General features: G+C 69.2%; 15 protein-coding genes and 2 pseudogenes. 1 reads left to right on the top strand and 16 read right to left on the bottom strand.

What is annotated here, in order from left to right; genetic code table 11:
• Nucleotides 1-160: 160 nt before the first annotated feature.
• The 15 genes and pseudogenes from nusB to ACFYXB_RS25900 all read right to left on the bottom strand — a co-directional run bounded on the left by nusB (nt 161) and on the right by ACFYXB_RS25900 (nt 14,891).
• Nucleotides 161-595, bottom strand: coding sequence for a transcription antitermination factor NusB (gene nusB / locus ACFYXB_RS25970; protein ID WP_351350703.1), 435 nt, complete (start codon nt 593-595; stop codon nt 161-163).
• A gap of 2 nt (nt 596-597) precedes the next feature.
• Complete coding sequence (gene efp, locus ACFYXB_RS25965) at nt 598-1,164, bottom strand: elongation factor P (RefSeq protein WP_018570203.1); 567 nt, start codon at nt 1,162-1,164, stop codon at nt 598-600.
• Nucleotides 1,165-1,211: 47 nt separating this feature from the next.
• Nucleotides 1,212-2,318, bottom strand: coding sequence for an aminopeptidase P family protein (locus ACFYXB_RS25960; RefSeq protein WP_389586405.1), 1,107 nt, complete (start codon nt 2,316-2,318; stop codon nt 1,212-1,214).
• A gap of 174 nt (nt 2,319-2,492) precedes the next feature.
• Nucleotides 2,493-3,356: a Pro-rich N-terminal domain-containing protein gene (locus ACFYXB_RS25955; protein WP_389586403.1), complete on the bottom strand. Its 864-nt coding sequence runs from the start codon at nt 3,354-3,356 to the stop codon at nt 2,493-2,495.
• A 174-nt stretch (nt 3,357-3,530) separates the two neighbouring features.
• Nucleotides 3,531-4,676 (bottom strand): 3-dehydroquinate synthase, encoded by a 1,146-nt coding sequence (gene aroB / locus ACFYXB_RS25950; protein ID WP_388499070.1) that lies wholly within the window; start codon nt 4,674-4,676, stop codon nt 3,531-3,533.
• Nucleotides 4,673-5,155 carry a shikimate kinase gene (locus tag ACFYXB_RS25945; protein ID WP_388499191.1) on the bottom strand — a complete coding sequence of 161 codons (483 nt, stop codon included), beginning with the start codon at nt 5,153-5,155 and terminating at the stop codon, nt 4,673-4,675. Before ACFYXB_RS25945 ends, aroB begins: the two co-directional genes overlap by 4 nt.
• Nucleotides 5,156-5,187: 32 nt before the next feature.
• The gene (gene aroC, locus ACFYXB_RS25940; RefSeq protein WP_389586401.1) at nt 5,188-6,372 is read right to left on the bottom strand and encodes a chorismate synthase; all 1,185 of its coding nucleotides are present in this window, start codon (nt 6,370-6,372) and stop codon (nt 5,188-5,190) included.
• A 164-nt stretch (nt 6,373-6,536) separates the two neighbouring features.
• Complete coding sequence (locus ACFYXB_RS25935; protein WP_389586399.1) at nt 6,537-7,376, bottom strand: shikimate dehydrogenase; 840 nt, start codon at nt 7,374-7,376, stop codon at nt 6,537-6,539.
• The gene (gene mltG, locus ACFYXB_RS25930) at nt 7,357-9,039 is read right to left on the bottom strand and encodes an endolytic transglycosylase MltG (RefSeq protein WP_389586397.1); all 1,683 of its coding nucleotides are present in this window, start codon (nt 9,037-9,039) and stop codon (nt 7,357-7,359) included. The genes ACFYXB_RS25935 and mltG overlap by 20 nt, the downstream gene beginning before the upstream one ends.
• A complete protein-coding gene (locus ACFYXB_RS25925) occupies nt 9,032-9,439 on the bottom strand; it encodes a hypothetical protein (RefSeq protein ID WP_389586550.1) in 408 nt (135 codons plus the stop codon). Before ACFYXB_RS25925 ends, mltG begins: the two co-directional genes overlap by 8 nt.
• Before the next feature lie 6 nt (nt 9,440-9,445).
• A pseudogene (iscB, locus tag ACFYXB_RS25920) lies at nt 9,446-10,534 on the bottom strand (RNA-guided endonuclease IscB); the annotation flags it as partial.
• A gap of 388 nt (nt 10,535-10,922) precedes the next feature.
• Nucleotides 10,923-11,387, bottom strand: coding sequence for a Holliday junction resolvase RuvX (gene ruvX, locus ACFYXB_RS25915; protein ID WP_389586395.1), 465 nt, complete (start codon nt 11,385-11,387; stop codon nt 10,923-10,925).
• Nucleotides 11,388-11,397: 10 nt separating this feature from the next.
• Nucleotides 11,398-14,070, bottom strand: coding sequence for an alanine--tRNA ligase (alaS, locus tag ACFYXB_RS25910; RefSeq protein ID WP_389586393.1), 2,673 nt, complete (start codon nt 14,068-14,070; stop codon nt 11,398-11,400).
• Entirely contained in the window at nt 14,070-14,438 is a 369-nt protein-coding gene (locus ACFYXB_RS25905; protein ID WP_351350723.1) for a hypothetical protein, read from the bottom strand. The genes alaS and ACFYXB_RS25905 overlap by 1 nt, the downstream gene beginning before the upstream one ends.
• A gap of 9 nt (nt 14,439-14,447) precedes the next feature.
• Nucleotides 14,448-14,891 carry a DUF948 domain-containing protein gene (locus ACFYXB_RS25900; protein WP_351350725.1) on the bottom strand — a complete coding sequence of 148 codons (444 nt, stop codon included), beginning with the start codon at nt 14,889-14,891 and terminating at the stop codon, nt 14,448-14,450.
• A 151-nt stretch (nt 14,892-15,042) separates the two neighbouring features.
• Here ACFYXB_RS25900 and ACFYXB_RS25895 point away from each other — a divergent pair.
• Nucleotides 15,043-15,594: pseudogene (locus ACFYXB_RS25895) on the top strand (AAA family ATPase); the annotation flags it as partial.
• Between the two features lie 381 nt (nt 15,595-15,975).
• Here ACFYXB_RS25895 and rpsD read toward each other — a convergent pair.
• Nucleotides 15,976-16,590 (bottom strand): 30S ribosomal protein S4, encoded by a 615-nt coding sequence (rpsD, locus tag ACFYXB_RS25890; RefSeq protein ID WP_351350727.1) that lies wholly within the window; start codon nt 16,588-16,590, stop codon nt 15,976-15,978.
• Nucleotides 16,591-16,622 lie beyond the last annotated feature (32 nt).

Below are 16,622 nucleotides of genomic sequence, written 5' to 3'. Positions count from 1 at the left end.
CAGCAGAAACGTGCCGCCGGGGCGGCCGGAACGCATACTTCCGGCCGCCCCGGCGGCTTTCTGCGGCCTTCGGAGGTGCCTTGGGCACAGGAACGCCAGGGGGCCCGCAGCAGTCACGCTGCGGGCCCCCTGGCGGCGCCTTGCCTCGGTGCCGTACCTCTTACGCCTCGTCCCGGCGGAGCGAGGGCTTGAGCTCCTTCAGCCGGCCGAGCAGGCCGTTGACGAACGAGGGCGACTCGTCCGTGGAGAACTCCTTCGCCAGCTGCACCATCTCGTCGAGGACGACGGCGTCCGGGGTCCCGTCGACCCAGATCAGCTCGTACGCGCCCAGACGCAGGATGTTGCGGTCGACGACCGGCATCCGGTCGAGCGTCCAGCCCACCGCGTACTGGGCGATCAGCTCGTCGATGCGCCGCGCGTGCTCGGCGTAGCCCTCGATCAGCTGCATCGTGTACTCGCTCACCGGCGGCTGCCGGGTGTCGTCCCGGGAGAGCCGGATCCAGTCCGCGAGGACCGTGAGGACGTCGGCGCCGCGCTGGTCGCCCTCGAAGAGGATCTGGAAGGCGCGCTTGCGGGCCGTGTTGCGGGCAGCCACGGTTAGCTGTTCACCCGGCCGAGGTAGTCGCTCGTGCGGGTGTCGACCTTGATCTTCTCACCGGTGGTGATGAAGAGCGGAACCTGGATCTGGTGACCGGTCTCCAGGGTGGCGGGCTTGGTGCCGCCGGTGGAGCGGTCGCCCTGGACGCCCGGCTCGGTCTCCTGCACGACCAGCTCGACGGCGGCCGGGAGCTCGACGAAGAGCACCTCGCCCTCGTGCTGCGCGACGGTGGCCGAGAAGCCCTCGATCAGGAAGTTGGCGGCGTCGCCGACGGCCTTGCGGTCGACCATCAGCTGGTCGTAGGTCTCCATGTCCATGAAGACGAAGTACTCGCCGTCCATGTACGAGAACTGCATGTCGCGCTTGTCGACAGTGGCCGTCTCGACCTTGACGCCGGCGTTGAAGGTCTTGTCGACGACCTTGCCGGAGAGCACGTTCTTGAGCTTGGTGCGCACGAAGGCCGGGCCCTTGCCGGGCTTGACATGCTGGAACTCGACGACGGACCAGAGCTGGCCGCCTTCGAGCTTGAGCACAAGGCCGTTCTTGAGGTCGTTCGTGGAAGCCACGGTTGCGGAATCTCCTGGACTGACGTGGACGACCCCGGGGCACGCACCTACAGCGCGAGCAGCTCCTTGGTCGTGATGGTGAGTAGCTCGGGTCCGCCGTCCGCCTCGGGGCGTACGACGAGCGTGTCATCGATCCGGACACCGCCCCGGCCCGGGAGGTGGACCCCCGGTTCGACGGTGACCGGCACGCAAGCGTCCAGTTTACCCATGGCGGCGGGAGCCAGCTGCGGGTCCTCGTCGATTTCGAGTCCGACGCCGTGCCCGGTCAGCGGCTGGAGCCCGTCGGAATGGCCCGCGGAGTCCAGCACCTGGCGTGCGGCGCGGTCCACGTCTCGGAAGGCTGCGCCGGGCGCCAGGGCCTCGCGTCCGGCGCGCTGGGCGGCGAAGACCAGGTCGTACAGCTCGATCTGCCAGTCCGCGGGGGACGTGCCGATCACGAACGTACGGCCGATCTCGCAGCGGTAGCCGCGGTACGTCGCGCCCAGGCAGACCGAGAGGAAGTCGCCCTCCTCGACACGCCGGTCCGTGGGCCGGTGACCGCGGCGGCCGGAGTGCGGTCCGGTGGCGACGGACGTCGGGAAGGCGGGTCCGTCGGCACCGTGGTCGACCAGGCGCCGCTCCAGCTCCAGCGCGAGATGGCGCTCGGTACGGCCCACCAGGATGGACTCGAGGAGCTCACCGAGGGCCTGGTCGGCGATCTCCGCGCCGATGCGCAGACAGGAGATCTCCTCCTCGTCCTTGACGACCCTCAGCTGTTCGACGGCGCACCCCAGATCGGATAGGCGCAGCCGCGACGCGACGGAGCCGAGGGCGCGGTGCCGGGCGACGGTGAGGTGGTGTTCCTCGACGGCGAGGGAGTCGGCGTCCTGAGCGACGGCCAGGCCGGCGGCAGCGACGGCGGCGTCGCCTCCGGCGGTGGGCAGGACGTGCAGCCTCAGGGAGTCGTCGGGGCGCCCCTCGAAGGGGCGGTCGTCCGGCGGGGACGCGCAGACCAGGAGGTCCTCGTGTCTGCCCAGGAGCAGGACGGCGCCCTCCGGGGCGACGCCGGAGAGATAGCGCACATTCGCTGGGCGCGAGACGAGGGCTGCCGCGCTGCCGGCCGCGTTGCAGCGTTCCCTCAGTTTGTTGCGGCGGGCTGCGTACACCTCTGACATGACACGAGCGTAGGAGTCGTGGCCGGATTGTGCCGGTTGGGAGGGTTCGGTTGGGGGAGAGGGTGGGTTCGTCTGTGTGTGCTGGGTGCGGGTCGTGGGGGTTGTTCGCGCCCATGCGGCGGAGCCGCACATCGATACAGCCCCGCCCCCCTCAAAGCAGGACAGTCCCGGTGTCTACCAGTTCGGGGGGCTTGCTATCGCTCTGGCCAGGACGTCGTCCAGTAGCCGGGCCGTGCTCGGGACGTCCAGTTGGGAGTTGTCGATGATCGGGAGGCCCGAGCCGTACCAGCCGGCCATGCGGCCGTGGATGCGGGCCACCTCCTCGTCGGTGAGGCGGCGGTTGCCGATGCGTTCCGCGTTGCGCTCCAGGACGACGTCCAGGCCGGGCAGGAGGACGACCGGGAGCAGGCCGGGGCCGACATGGCGTTTCCAGCCACCCAGGCCGACGACCGGGCGGTCCGGGAAGACGGCGTCGTCGAGGATGCACGAGATGCCGTTGGCCAGGAAGTTCCGCGCGGCGAAGCCGCAGGTGCGGCGGGCGAGGCGGTACTGCGCCTCGGAGTGGTCGTTCCAGCCGGACTGGGGGTCGGCGAAGCCCGAGCGGACCCATTCGCGCACGTCGTCGAGGCTGATGTGGGCGGTGGGGACCCGGCGGTGGTCCGCCCAGTACTGGGCGACGCTGGTCTTGCCCGCGCCGGCGGGGCCGATCAGCAGCACGGCCAGGGTCGTGGTGGTCGGGTCGGGCGCGGTGGCCGTGGCGGGCGGTGCGCTGGGCACGGCGACGGGGCCGCCGGGCGGCAGCGGGACGTGACCGGTGGTGTCCGGCGCGGGCGGGGCGACGGTGTGCTGCGGTGGCGAAGGCGGTACGGGTCCGGTAGCGGCTCCGGGTCCGGTGAAGCCCGGTGCCGGTGGCGGTGGGGGAACAGGAGCGGCACCCGGCTGGGCTCCGGGGTGGTGTGCGGCCGGCGACCAGCCGGTGGCCGGTCCCTGCCCCGGCTGGTGGGGCGGCGGCAGCGGAGACCCCACTGCGTGCTGCATCCGGTGCCACTCCGTCTCGTGTCTCTCGGCCAGGCGATTGACGCCGGCAGCGGAGTGCGAACCCCGCTCCTTACTGAACGGTACCGTCCCCGGCCGTCGATTGGTGAAACGGCCGGGGGCGGTCCGAAGTGCCCGTTGCGGAAGGAGAATCGGGCAGATGGTGCCCGCGGGGACTTACTGCCCCACCTCGCCGTACGCGGCGAGCAGCACGGCCGGATCCGGGCCCTCCAGGACGGTGGGCTTGCCCAGTCCGTCCAGGACGATGAAGCGCAGCAGGTCCCCGCGGGACTTCTTGTCGACCTTCATCGTCTCCACCAGCTTGGGCCACTGGTCGTAGCGGTAGTGCAAGGGCAGTCCGACGGACTCCAGGACCGTGCGGTGCCGATCGGCCGTCGCGTCGTCCAACCGGCCCGCGAGGCGCCCGAGTTCGGCGGCGAAGTGCATGCCGACCGCGACGGCGGCGCCGTGCCGCCACGTGTAGCGCTCGTTCTTCTCGATGGCGTGGCCGAGTGTGTGGCCGTAGTTGAGGATCTCCCTCAGGCCCGATTCCTTGAGGTCGCAGGAGACGACCTCCGCCTTGACGCGGATGGACCGCTCGATCAGCTCGGCGGTGTGGGGGCCGGCCGGGGTGCGTGCCGCCTCGGGGTCGGACTCGATGAGGTCGAGGATCACGGGGTCGGCGATGAAACCGGCCTTGATGATCTCCGCCAGGCCCGAGACGTAGTCGTTGACCGGGAGGGAGTCCAGCGCGGCCAGATCGCACAGGACGCCTGCGGGCGGGTGGAAGGCGCCGACGAGGTTCTTGCCCTCGGCCGTGTTGATGCCGGTCTTGCCGCCGACCGCCGCGTCGACCATGGCCAGCACGGTCGTCGGTACGGCGATCCAGCGCACGCCGCGCAGCCAGGTCGCGGCCACGAACCCGGCCAGGTCGGTGGTCGCCCCGCCGCCCACGCCGACGATGACGTCGGAGCGGGTGAAGCCGGACTGGCCGAGCGCCTTCCAGCAGTAGGCGGCGACCTCGGCGGTCTTGGCCTCCTCCGCGTTCGGCACCTGGATGGCGACGGCCTCGTAGCCCTGCTCGGCCAGGTCGGCCCGGAGCGCGTCGCCGGTCTCGGCGAGCGCCTCCGGGTGGAGCACCGCGACCCTTTGAGTATGGCTGTGGCGCGAAGCGCCTCGGTTGAGGGTGGTGGTGGGCGACGGGTGGGACTTGTCGCCGATCAACCCGGCCAGCTCGCCCAGGAGCTGACGGCCGACCAGAACCTCGTACGGTTCGGTGCCCGCCGTGCCGCCGACCTGGATCCGCGTCACCGTCTCGCTCATGCTTCTTTCAACTCCAGTGCGTCCAGTGCGACTTGGGTGACCTCTTCGGGCGTACGGCCGTCCGTCGCGACGACGGCCGTGGCGACCTCCTCGTACAGGTGCCGCCGCGCGTCCATCAGTTCGCGCCACTGCTTGCGCGGGTTGACGGTGAGCAGGGGCCGGGCGACGTTGAGGCCGGTGCGTTTGACGGCTTCCTCCACGTCCATCGAGAGATAGACCACACGGTGCCCGGCGAGCAGGGCACGCGTGTCCTCGTCGAGGATCGCTCCGCCCCCGAGGGCGAGAACGCCGTCATGTTCGGCCAGCGCCAGGCCCACGGCCCGCTTCTCGAGGGCCCGAAAGGCGGGTTCACCCTCGTCCACGAAGATCTCGGCGATGGTCCGCCCCTCGGCGGCCACGATGTCGTCGTCGGTGTCGCGGTAGACGACGCCCAGCCGGTCGGCCAGGAGCTGCCCTACGGTCGACTTGCCGACGCCCATGGGACCCACGAGGACGACGACCGGCACGGGGCTCACCGGATGACCAGGTGGTCGAGGTACGAGCGCACGTTGCGGCGGGTCTCGGCCACGCTGTCGCCGCCGAACTTCTCGGCGACCGCGTCCGCGAGGACGAGCGCCACCATGGCCTCGGCGACGATTCCGGCCGCCGGGACCGCGGACACGTCGGAGCGCTGGTGGTGGGCCTGCGCCGGCTCGCCGGTGGAGACGTCCACGGTCTGCAGGGCGCGCGGCACGGTCGCGATCGGCTTCATCGCGGCGCGCACGCGCAGCAGTTCACCGGTGCTCAGGCCGCCCTCGGTGCCGCCGGAGCGGCCGGAGACCCGCCTGATGCCCTCGTCGGTCTTCACGATCTCGTCGTGTGCCTGGGAGCCGGGCACCCGGGCCAGTTCGAAGCCGTCCCCGATCTCGACGCCCTTGATCGCCTGGATGCCCATGAGCGCGCCCGCGAGCCGGGCGTCCAGCTTGCGGTCCCAGTGCACGTGCGAGCCGAGGCCCACCGGCACGTCGTAGGCGAGGATCTCGACGACGCCGCCGAGGGTGTCGCCGTCCTTGTGGGCCTGGTCGATCTCCGCGACCATCGCCTTCGACGCGTCCGCGTCCAGACAGCGCACCGGGTCGGCGTCCAGCTTCTCGACATCGGCAGGGGTGGGGTACACGCCGTGCGGGGCCTTCGCGGAGGCCAGCTCGACGACGTGCGAGACGATCTCGATGCCCGTCGTCTCCTTCAGGTACGACCGGGCCACCGCGCCCAGCGCCACCCGCGCCGCGGTCTCCCGGGCGGAGGCGCGCTCCAGAATCGGCCGGGCCTCGTCGAAGCCGTACTTCTGCATGCCCGCGAGGTCGGCATGCCCCGGACGCGGACGGGTCAGCGGCACATTGCGGGCGAGGCCCGCCAGCACCTCCGGGTCGACCGGGTCGGCCGCCATGACCTGCTCCCACTTGGGCCACTCGGTGTTGCCCACCATGATCGCGACCGGGGAGCCGATCGTGAGGCCGTGCCGGACACCGCCCAGGAAGGTGACCTCGTCGCGCTCGAACTTCATACGGGCACCGCGGCCATAGCCGAGCCGCCGCCGCGCGAGGTGGTCCGCCACCATCTCCGTGGTGATCGGCACGCCGGCGGGAAGGCCCTCCAGCGTCGCGACGAGTGCGGGACCGTGGGACTCCCCCGCGGTCAGCCAACGCAGCCTGCTCAACGGTGCTCCTCAGTGCTCGCGCCCTGGTACTGCCTGCGTACGCACGTCCTCGCGTACGGCGACGGCCCGACCGGGTGCGCGGCCCCGGTCCGCCACCTCCGATCCTCCCACGTCCACCGCCCGGTCCCGGCCTCCGGTCCAGCAGACGGACGCGCCGACGGGCGTCAGCGCTCGGCGAGCGCCTTCTCCCCGGCGCGGCGCATGGCGTCCAGCGGTGCCGGGGCGCGGCCGGTCATCTGCTCGACCTGGAGCACGGCCTGGTGGACCAGCAGGTCCAAGCCGCTGACGACGGCGCCGCCGAACATGGACCAGCGGGCCGCGAGGGCGGTCGGCCAGGGTTCGTACAGCACGTCGAAGAGGGTGGCGGGCCGCTCGGGTACGGCGGCGGCGAGGGCGTCGGTGGTGTCGGCGGGCGTGGTGGCGATCACGAGCGGGGCGCGCAGGGCCTCGGCCGCGTCCGCCCAGTCGGCCGTACGGACCTCGACGTCGAGCCGCTCGCCCCACTGCCGCATCTCGACGGCCCGCGCCTCGCTGCGGACGTAGGCGACGACCTCGCCGGTGCAGATCCTGGCCAGGGCGGCGAGCGCGGAGGACGCGGTTGCGCCGGCGCCGAGGATCGCTGCGGAGCCGACCTCCTCGATGCCGTGCTCACGCAACGCGGCGATCATGCCCGGGATGTCGGTGTTGTCGCCCAGACGGCGGCCGTCCTCGGTGAAGACGACGGTGTTGACCGCGTCGACGGAGGCGGCCGTCTCGCTTATCTCGTCGAGCAGCGGAATGACCGCCCGCTTCAGCGGCATGGTCAACGACAGCCCCGCCCACTCGGGCCCGAGCTTCTCGACGAAGCCGGGCAGCCTGGCCTCGTCAACCTCGAAGCGGTCGTACGACCATTCGGTGAGCCCGAGTTCGGCGTACGCGGCCCGGTGCAGCACCGGGGAGAGCGAGTGGGCGATGGGCGACCCGAGCACAGCCGCCCGGCGGGCGTCAGTTGCCCGAATTGGCATCGAACTTACCCTTGAGCTTCAGGAATTCGTTGTAGGTCTTCGCGAACTCGGTGTTGTTCTTGCCATCGGTCGCCACGAAGTAGATCCAGCCCTCGTCGGTCGGATTCAGCGCCGCCTTCAGCGCGTCGTCCCCGGGGTTTCCGATGGGACCGGGTGGCAGACCCCGGTTGGTGTAGGTGTTGTACGGGTCCTTGTTGCTGTTGATCTCGGACGTGGTGATGTGGATGTTGCTCGTGCCCTTGAGGTAGTTGAAGGTCGAGTCGAACTGCAGGAGCTGGTTGGTCTCGGTGTTCGTGGACTTGAGGCGGTTGTAGATGACTTCGGCCATCTTGCGGAAGTCGTCGTGCGTCTTGCCCTCGGCCTGGACCAGGCTCGCGACCGTCACAAGCTGGAACGGGTTGTCCAGGTTGAACTCCTTGGCCTTCTTCTTCACGCCGAGCTCGTCGTACTTCTGGCCGGCTCGCGCGACCATCTCCTTCAGGACGGCCTCGGGCTTCTGGCCCTTGGCGACCGCGTAGCTGGAGGGGTAGAGGAATCCTTCCAGCGGGTCCTTCAGGTTGGGGTGGTTCAGGGCCCAGGAGGGCAGGCCGAGTTTCTTGTAGTCCTTCTTGGCGATGGCCGCCGTGGTGCCCTTCTTCACTTCGAGGCGCTTGTCGATCAGCTCGTAGACCGCCGTGTTGCGCAGGCCCTCGGCGAGGACCAGGTTGTTGCGGCTCTTCGGGCTGAGCATCAGGTCGACCGCGCTGGCGGCCGACATGTGCTTCTGCAGCGTGTAGATGCCGTCCTGGATCGACTTGCCGTTGGGATTCGCGCCCTGGGCGGAGACGAACGCGTCGACGCTCTCGATGACGCCCGCCTCCTTCAGCTTCTGGCCGATGACGTATCCGCCCGCGCCCTTGGGGATCTCGACGGTCACCTTCTCGCCGTTGCCGCTGCCCTCGTAGTCCGGGGCCGGGCCAAAACGATTCTGGAAGTACTTGAACCCGATGTATCCGGCCCCGCCGATACCCCCGCCGAAGACCAGGACGACCACCAGGCAGGCGCAACCGCTGCGCCGCTTCTTGGCGCCCTTGCCGCCTTTGGCGTTCTTGCCCCGCCGGTCGCCGCGCCCACTACGGCCCCGCGGGTCGTCGTCGAAGTCGTCGTCATCGTCGTCGCCGCCCGAGAAGAAGGCGTGTTCGCCCTGGTCGGGACCGGGATCCCAGTCGGTCTCGGGCTTCGGCTCGGGGCGCCTGCGGCCGGGCGGCTGGGGCGGCGGATAGGCGTCGGGCGTGCCGTAGAAGTCGGGCTGCTCGGCGCCGTACGCCACGGGCTGCTGGCCGTACGGATCGCCCGGGTCGGCGGCGTAGGGCACCTGACCGTGGGTGCCGGTGGCGTCCCAGCCACTCTGCGGGTACTGCTGCTGCGGCTGGGCCTGGGGGGCGTACTGCTGCTGGCCCTGCTGGTCGTAGTACTGCTGGTACTGCTGCTGGTCGTACTCGCCCTGCTGGGCCTGGCCCCAGTCGTCGTACTGCTGCTGCGGCTGCTGTGGATACCCCCTCGGCTGGCCGCCGTAGGGGGACTGCCGGCCGTCGGCCTGCTGTCCTCCCCATCCGCCGTCCCCGTACAACGGGTCCTCTGGATGCCACGGTTCGGAGCCTGGGCCCCGGCCATACTCAGTCATCAGAGCGGTCGATGCGCATGCTTACGCCATTGGCGCAGCAACGCGCATCTTCCTCCTCTCGGGTGATGTAGCCGTAGCCGTCGGACCTTTGGAGCAAATGGACGTAGCGATGGTGGACGCCCTGGGCAATACCGCGCTCAGAGCGGACATCGAAGCGTCCCGTCGCACGCACAGCGACTCGTCCCGTCCATGCACCCGCGTATTTACCGGACGGGAGGACCGCACGAACAAGATCACCTGTGGCATAGCCGAAGAACTGCTTGTTGCGGGGCAAAGCCAGGCGTGGAAACCCATGCCGATCTGGGCGCGTACGAGCATACATTCCACGGCTTGCCGCACTCGCGACCAGCACCTTCGCCGGGAACCGAACGATCCGCATACCGTCCTTGACTTCACCCACGGCCAAAGCGTCCAGAGTGTGCGTCTTCGCCAAGCCATGGTTCACGCGGTTGTACTGTGTACGCCCGCCGGACCAGGAGTGGACGGGCAGCCCTGTTGAACGGAGTTGATCGGCAATGCGCCATCTCGTTGAGTTCATAACAGCCGCATCCCTCAACGGAGTCTTCGCCTGGGCCAAAATCTTATTAAGTACAGCCGGGTGAAAACTAAGGAATTCTGCTACCGATCGCGCACCCTTTTCCGAGTTACAAGGCCCACATGCAAGTGTGAGATTGGCGATTCGGCCGGAGCCACCACTGATCCTCGACTGAATGTGTTCTACTTGCAGCGGGACGTCGCAAGCCCCGCAGTACGCACACGCTCTACCCCATTTTTCCAGCAAATATCGGCGGACTTCGTACCCGCGTAGGGTCCCCTGCTGGTATTCACCGGTTTCAAGCCGATCTTTTTCTTGGCTCATGGCATGCGTATCGAACGAGACTCTCTCAACGTGAAGCTCTGAGACTGGGAAGTACCGGATGAGCCGTCGAACGACAGAACATGTTGTGTCGACTCTAGTTTGAAGAGATGGAGCCAACCAGCCCGCTGGTCGAGTGCGATTTTCGAACCGGGGAGCACGGTAACGGAGGTTTCTCGACCTCCTCGCCCGCCTGTATGCGGCTCGCTGCAACATTGCTTTGTGGATTTGGGCCCCACGGTGCCGCAGTTCGATCGCCACCAGCCCTCGCCGTGTGGCGAAGCCAGCAGCGACATCGGCATCCGCAGTGACCGCGATGCCGGTTCCCTTCGAACCTGGGTCGATGCGCACCGCCACACCGGGTACGACCGACTCTTTCGCCTCTCGGTCCTTGAGCCTGATGACGAACGGTGTATGCCGCGCGACAACCGCGCGCCCCCTGGCAAGAAGTTCACGGGCACGCATGGGACGACAAGGCATCAGCGGGACACCGCTCCGGTCCAACACGGCCACGAAGGCCGCACCCGGGACTGCAGCCTGCGTAGCGCTGCCGTTACCGGCAGCTTTTCCTCCCTCATCTGCCGCTGATGCGACAGCCTCAGGGTGACGTGCGAGAGTCCGGAGGTCAGACTCTCGCATCTCCCCTCGCCCATGTTCCAGGCCAGCTGCCCCAGTCTTGCGCATAGAGCGTCCGCAACCCGTTTCGTCCTTGCTCCCAGGGGTGTCTGCTGTCACGGATTCCAGCGCAGGCTGCTGAGAAAGCACAGCCTGGTGGGTCCTCTCACTCACCTGAAACGTAGTCACCGATCACACCTCCTCCACACGGTGACTCGGGCTGGTCACTCATGGCCCCTCCACCTACGGCAGACAAGCCCCAACCGGAAGACTGGGGAGCAAGTGACCGATCCCCTAGAGCCGCGAGGCAGTCAGCCTCTGAGCGCCCAAGCCCAGAAGCTACCCGCCTCCTTGTTGCGCGAGAGCTGTTTCGAAAAGCCTACGCACCCGGCGGAACGTTACCGTATCGCGATCAGATAACCACTTCGATGCCCTCGCCGGGTACTTTGCCTGACACCCGTTCGGATTCCAGGGCCTGCTGGAGGATCACGACGGCGGCCGCCTGATCGATCACGGAACGGCCCTTCTTGGACTTCACGCCCGAGGCGCGCAGTCCCTGACTGGCCGTCACCGTCGTCATCCGCTCGTCGACCAGGCGCACCGGCACCGGGGCGATGCCCTTGGCCAGTTCCTGGGCGAAGCCGCGGACCTTGACCGCGGCCGGACCCTCGCCCCCCTTGAGAGAGCGCGGGAGGCCGACGACGACCTCGATCGGCTCGTACTCCTCGACGAGCTGCTTCAACCGGCGATGGGCTGCCGGGATGTCCCGCCCGGGCACCGTCTCCACCGGGGTGGCGAGGATCCCGTCGGGGTCGCACGAGGCGACCCCGATGCGGGCGTCCCCGACGTCGATCGCGAGTCGACGTCCTCTGCGCATCGCTCCGGCCCTACTTCGCCGTCTCGGCGACCAGGCGTTCGACGGCGTCGACGGCCTCGCCGATCGCGGCCGGGTTCTGGCCACCGCCCTGGGCGACGTCCGGCTTGCCGCCACCGCCGCCGCCGAGGGTCTTGGCGGCCGTACGGACCAGTTCACCGGCCTTGAGACCACGCTCGCGGGCGGCCTCGTTGGTGGCGATGACCGTGAGGGGCTTTCCGCCCGTGACCGTGAAGAGGGCCACGACCGCGGCGCGTCCGCCCTGGATACGGCCGCGCACGTCGAGGACCAGCTTGCGCAGGTCGTCGGGGGTCGTACCGTCCGGGACCTGGCCCGTGACGACGGCCACACCGTGGATGTCCTTGGCCGACTCGACGAGACCTGCGGCGGCCTGCAGCACCTTCTCGGCGCGGAACTTCTCGATCTCCTTCTCGGCGTCCTTCAGCTTGCCGAGCATGCCGGAGACCTTCTCGGGCAGGTCCTCGGGGCGGCCCTTGAGCAGCTCGGTCAGCTGGTTGACGACCGTGTGCTCGCGGGCGAGGAAGTTGTAGGCGTCCACACCGACAAGGGCCTCGATACGGCGCACACCCGAGCCGATGGACGACTCGCCGAGCAGCTTCACCAGGCCCAGCTGGGCGGTGTTGTGCACGTGCGTGCCGCCGCACAGCTCCTTGGAGAAGTCGCCGATGGTGACGACGCGGACCCGCTCGCCGTACTTCTCGCCGAACTCGGCGATGGCGCCCTGCTTCTTGGCCTCGTCGATGCCCATGACCTCGGCGTGCACGTCGAGGTCGCGGGCGAGCACCTCGTTGATCTTCTGCTCGACGTCGGTCATCACGGCCGTGGGAACGGCGGAGGGCGAACCGAAGTCGAAACGGAAGCGGCCCGGCTGGTTCTCGGAACCGGCCTGGGCGGCCGTCGGGCCGAGGGCGTCACGCAGGGCCTGGTGGGTGAGATGCGTGGCCGAGTGGGCGCGGGCGATGGCCTTGCGGCGGCGGGTGTCGATCGAGGCGTGGGCCTTGGCGCCGACGGTGACCTCGCCGACCTGGACGACGCCCTTGTGGACGTACACCCCCGGGACCGGCTTCTGGGTGTCGCGGATCTCGATGACGGCACCGGAGTCGATCCTGATGCGCCCGGTGTCGCCGATCTGGCCGCCGCCCTCGGCGTAGAACGGGGTGCGGTCGAGGACGACCTCGACCTCGTCGCCCTCGGTGGCGGCCGGTGAGGAGACGCCGTCGACGAGGATGCCGACGATCGTGGACTCGCCCTCGGTGTCCGAGTAACCGATGAAGTCGGTCTGACCGGCCCGGTCGGCGATCTCGCGGTAGGCACCGAGGTCGGCGTGGCCGGTCTTCTTGGCCTGGGCGTCGGCCTTGGCGCGCTCCCGCTGCTCCTTCATCAGGCGGCGGAATCCGTCCTCGTCCACGGCCAGCCCCTGCTCGGCGGCCATCTCGAGGGTGAGGTCGATCGGGAAGCCCCAGGTGTCGTGGAGCAGGAAGGCCTTGTCGCCGGGCAGCACGGAGGAGCCGGCGGCCTTGGTCTCGGTGACGGCGGTGTCGAGGATGTTGGTGCCGGCCTTCAGCGTCTTGAGGAAGGCGTTCTCCTCGGCGAGGGCGACCTTCTCGATGCGCTCGCCGTCGGTGACCAGCTCCGGGTACTGCTGGCCCATCATGCGGATCACGACGTCGATCAGGTCCTTGACGACCGGACCGGTGGCGCCGAGGAGGCGCATGTTGCGGATGGCGCGGCGCATGATGCGGCGCAGCACGTAGCCGCGGCCCTCGTTGCCGGGGGTGACGCCGTCGCCGATGAGCATGGTGGCCGTGCGCATGTGGTCGGTGACCACGCGCAGGGAGACGTCCGAGGTGTGCGATTCGCCGTAGTGGACACCGGTCAGCTCGGTGGCCCGCTTGATGACGGCCATGGAGGTGTCGATCTCGTACATGTTCTGCACGCCCTGCAGAATCATGGCGAGGCGCTCCAGGCCGAGGCCCGTGTCGATGTTCTTGCTCGGGAGGTCGCCGAGGATCTCGAAGTTGTCCTTGCCGGTGCCCTCGCCGCGCTCGTACTGCATGAAGACGAGGTTCCAGATCTCCACGTACCGCTCGTCGTTGACGGCGGGGCCGCCCTCGACGCCGAACTCGGGACCTCGGTCGTAGTTGATCTCGGAACAGGGGCCGCAGGGGCCGGGGACGCCCATGGACCAGAAGTTGTCCTTCATGCCCAGGCGCTGGATGCGCTCCTTGGGCACGCCGACGACCTCGTGCCAGATCTGCTCGGCCTCGTCGTCGTCCTTGTAGACGGTGATCCACAGGCGCTCGGGGTCGAGGCCGTAACCGCCCTTGTCCTGGGGGCTGGTGAGGAGCTCCCAGGCGAGCTTGATGGCGCCTTCCTTGAAGTAGTCGCCGAAGGAGAAGTTGCCGCACATCTGGAAGAACGTGCCGTGGCGCGTGGTCTTGCCGACCTCTTCGATGTCGGGCGTGCGCACACACTTCTGCACGCTGGTGGCACGCGGGAACGGCGGCTTGACCTCACCCAGGAAGTAGGGCTTGAAGGGCACCATGCCGGCCGGGACGAGGAGCAGAGTCGGGTCGTCCGCGATGAGCGACGCCGAAGGGACGACGGTGTGACCGCGCTCCTCGAAGAAGCTCAACCAGCGGCGGCGAATCTCGGCCGACTCCATCAGTGGTCCTCATTCCGGTTGTACGGGTACGTCTGGTACGTCGGATCGCTCGGGTCGCCGACGTACTTCGGGTTGCTGCGGTTCTCGATGGCGGCGATCCGCCGTGGTGCGGGGAGTTCGGGGTCGACGGGGGCGTTGATCCCGAGCGCGTCGCCCAGTTCGGCCTCGCGCTGGGCCATGTTGTCGCGGACGTCGAGCGCGAAGGCGACCGCTCGGTCCTTGAGGCGCTGCCCCGTCTCGAGCGCCTTGTTCGCCGCGGTCGCGGCGATGCTCTCGGGGGTGAGCTGCTTCAGCTTGCGGTTGACCTTGGTGGTGGCCCACACACCGGCGGCGACGCCCGTGGTGAACCAGAACGTACGACGGAACATCGCTGGGTCTCAGTCCTTCTTCCGCTTGTTCCGCCGCGCCATCGGAACGGTCCGGCCCACGATCACCGTACGCCGGGGCGCCTTGGCGGGCACGTCCTCCTTGCGGCCGCCGAGGGCGCGGCGCACGCCGTAGCCGAAGGCCGCGACCTTGACCAGGGGGCCGCCGAAGGTGGACGCGACGGTCGTGGAGAGCGCGGACGCGTTCGACGTGACCTCCTGGACGTCGGTGGCGATCGCGTCGACCCGGTCGATCTGGGTCTGTGCGGAGCGCACGGCCGTGGAGGCGTCGGCGAGCAGCGGGACGGCCTGGTCGGTCACGTCCGCGACGAGCTTGGTGGTCGCCTTGAGCGTCTGGGCCAGCCTCACCAGCGCGACGGCGAGGAAGGAGACCAGGATCGCCCAGAAGACAGCCACCAGGATCCCGGCCACCTCTCCACCGGACACTGTGCGCACCCGCTCCCTGAAACGTGCCTGAACATCGAAAAGTCTTGTCCGAGCCTATCGCGCCGAGGGAAGCGCTCCATACCGGATTACCGTGCGCGGGTGGTGGAGTTGCGGGAAGCGATGGTACGGAATGAATACGCTTCAGTACGCTCCGTGTCTCATGCGAGATCCTGTGTACCCCGGTCCTCCGGCGGTCGGCAATCTCCCCCTCGAGCCCGGTGTCCTCGTGGGTCGCTCGGCCGAACTCGCCGGGCTGGCCCGGGCGCTCGACGAGGCGCGCCTGGTGACGGTGACCGGGGTCGGCGGGGTCGGCAAGTCGCGGCTCGCGATGCGGGCGGCGACCGCGCGGCCGGCGCCCCGGGACGGCGTGTGGCGGGTGGAGCTGGCGCCGGTGCACGACCCGGAGTTCGTCGACTACGCCGTCGTAGAGGCCTTGGGGCTGACGGACCACACCACCCGCCTGCCGCGCGAGAGGCTCTTCGAGTACCTCGCCGGGCGTCAACTCCTGCTGGTGCTCGACGGGTTCGAGCATCTGGTGGACGCGTGCGCAGCGCTGGTGGCCGAGCTGCTGCGCAGGGCCCCGAGTCTGCAGGTGCTCTCCGTGGGGCGGCGGCCGCTGGCGCCGGCGGGTGAGCGGCTGTTCCCGCTGGGGCCGCTGGGTGTGGACGAGGCGCTCGAGCTGTTCATGGACCGGGCGGCCCGGCAGGGGCTGGACGAGTCGGGACCCGCGGGGTCACTTCAGTGCGGCTCGGCGCACTACAACGCCCCGCACGAGCTGTGCGAGGCGGCGGCCCGGAAGGCGCTCGGGGACGAGCGGTACGCGAGGTGCGTGCGGGAGGGGGCGCAGCTCGACCGGGAGGCGCTCGGGGACGAGCGGTACGCGAGGTGCGTGCGGGAGGGGGCGCAGCTCGACCGGGAGGCGGCGGTGGCGCGGGCGCTGGGACGGCACGCGGAATGGACATCAGCGACCGTGCCGGCGCCGCGCGGGCCGGTGCAGCACGCCCTGGAGCCGGCCGGAATGCGCGAACCCGCCGCCTCGCCCACCCGGAGGGGCGGGGAGACGGCGGGCTGAGGTGCTACGCCTGGGCTGGGGTCAGCGGGCGTAGTACTCGACGACGAGCTGCTCGTCGCAGATGACCGGAACTTCCTTGCGGTTCGGCTCGCGGTCCAGGCGGAACGCCAGGGCCTTGAGGTTCACCTGCAGGTAGCGCGGGGTCTCACCCTCGGGGGCGAAACCGCCCTCACGGGAGATCTGGAAGAGCGTCTTGTCCTTGGAGCGGTCGCGGACCTGCACGACGTCGTCCGGACGGACCCGGAAGGACGGCTTGTCGACCTTCTGGCCGTTGACCTGGATGTGGCCGTGGACGACCATCTGGCGGGCCTGGTAGATCGTGCGGGCGATGCCCGAACGCAGGACCAGCGCGTCGAGACGACGCTCCAGCTCGACGATCAGGGCCTCACCGGTCTTGCCCTGGACCTTGGACGCGCGCTCGTAGGCGCGGACGAGCTGGCGCTCGGAGATGTCGTACTGAGCGCGCAGACGCTGCTTCTCGAGCAGACGGACCTTGTAGTCCGAGTTCTGCTTGCGGCCACGGCCGTGCTCACCCGGCGGGTAGGGACGGGCCTCGAAGTACTTGACGGCCTTCGGGGTCAGCGCGATGCCGAGGGCACGCGACTTCTTGACCTTGGGGCGGGACTGGTTCGCCACTTCTTTTCCTTTTCTTTTTCGGCTGCCTCAGG

Origin of the sequence: Streptomyces sp. NPDC002619 (assembly GCF_042889305.1) — a bacterium.
Lineage (GTDB): Bacteria > Actinomycetota > Actinomycetes > Streptomycetales > Streptomycetaceae > Streptomyces.
The sequence above is the reverse complement of the archived record's forward strand: the minus strand, read 5'-3'. Positions and strand labels throughout refer to the sequence as shown.

Excerpts from the sequence above, each read along its gene's own strand:
- ACFYXB_RS25955 (WP_389586403.1), bottom strand. The coding sequence starts at position 3,356 with ATGCAGCACGCAGTGGGGTCTCCGCTGCCGCCGCCCCACCAGCCGGGG.
- ACFYXB_RS25905 (WP_351350723.1), bottom strand. The coding sequence starts at position 14,438 with ATGTTCCGTCGTACGTTCTGGTTCACCACGGGCGTCGCCGCCGGTGTG.
- alaS (WP_389586393.1), bottom strand. The coding sequence starts at position 14,070 with ATGGAGTCGGCCGAGATTCGCCGCCGCTGGTTGAGCTTCTTCGAGGAG.
- ACFYXB_RS25960 (WP_389586405.1), bottom strand. The coding sequence starts at position 2,318 with ATGTCAGAGGTGTACGCAGCCCGCCGCAACAAACTGAGGGAACGCTGC.
- mltG (WP_389586397.1), bottom strand. The coding sequence starts at position 9,039 with ATGACTGAGTATGGCCGGGGCCCAGGCTCCGAACCGTGGCATCCAGAG.
- aroB (WP_388499070.1), bottom strand. The coding sequence starts at position 4,676 with ATGAGCGAGACGGTGACGCGGATCCAGGTCGGCGGCACGGCGGGCACC.
- ACFYXB_RS25945 (WP_388499191.1), bottom strand. The coding sequence starts at position 5,155 with ATGGGCGTCGGCAAGTCGACCGTAGGGCAGCTCCTGGCCGACCGGCTG.
- ruvX (WP_389586395.1), bottom strand. The coding sequence starts at position 11,387 with ATGCGCAGAGGACGTCGACTCGCGATCGACGTCGGGGACGCCCGCATC.
- ACFYXB_RS25935 (WP_389586399.1), bottom strand. The coding sequence starts at position 7,376 with ATGCCAATTCGGGCAACTGACGCCCGCCGGGCGGCTGTGCTCGGGTCG.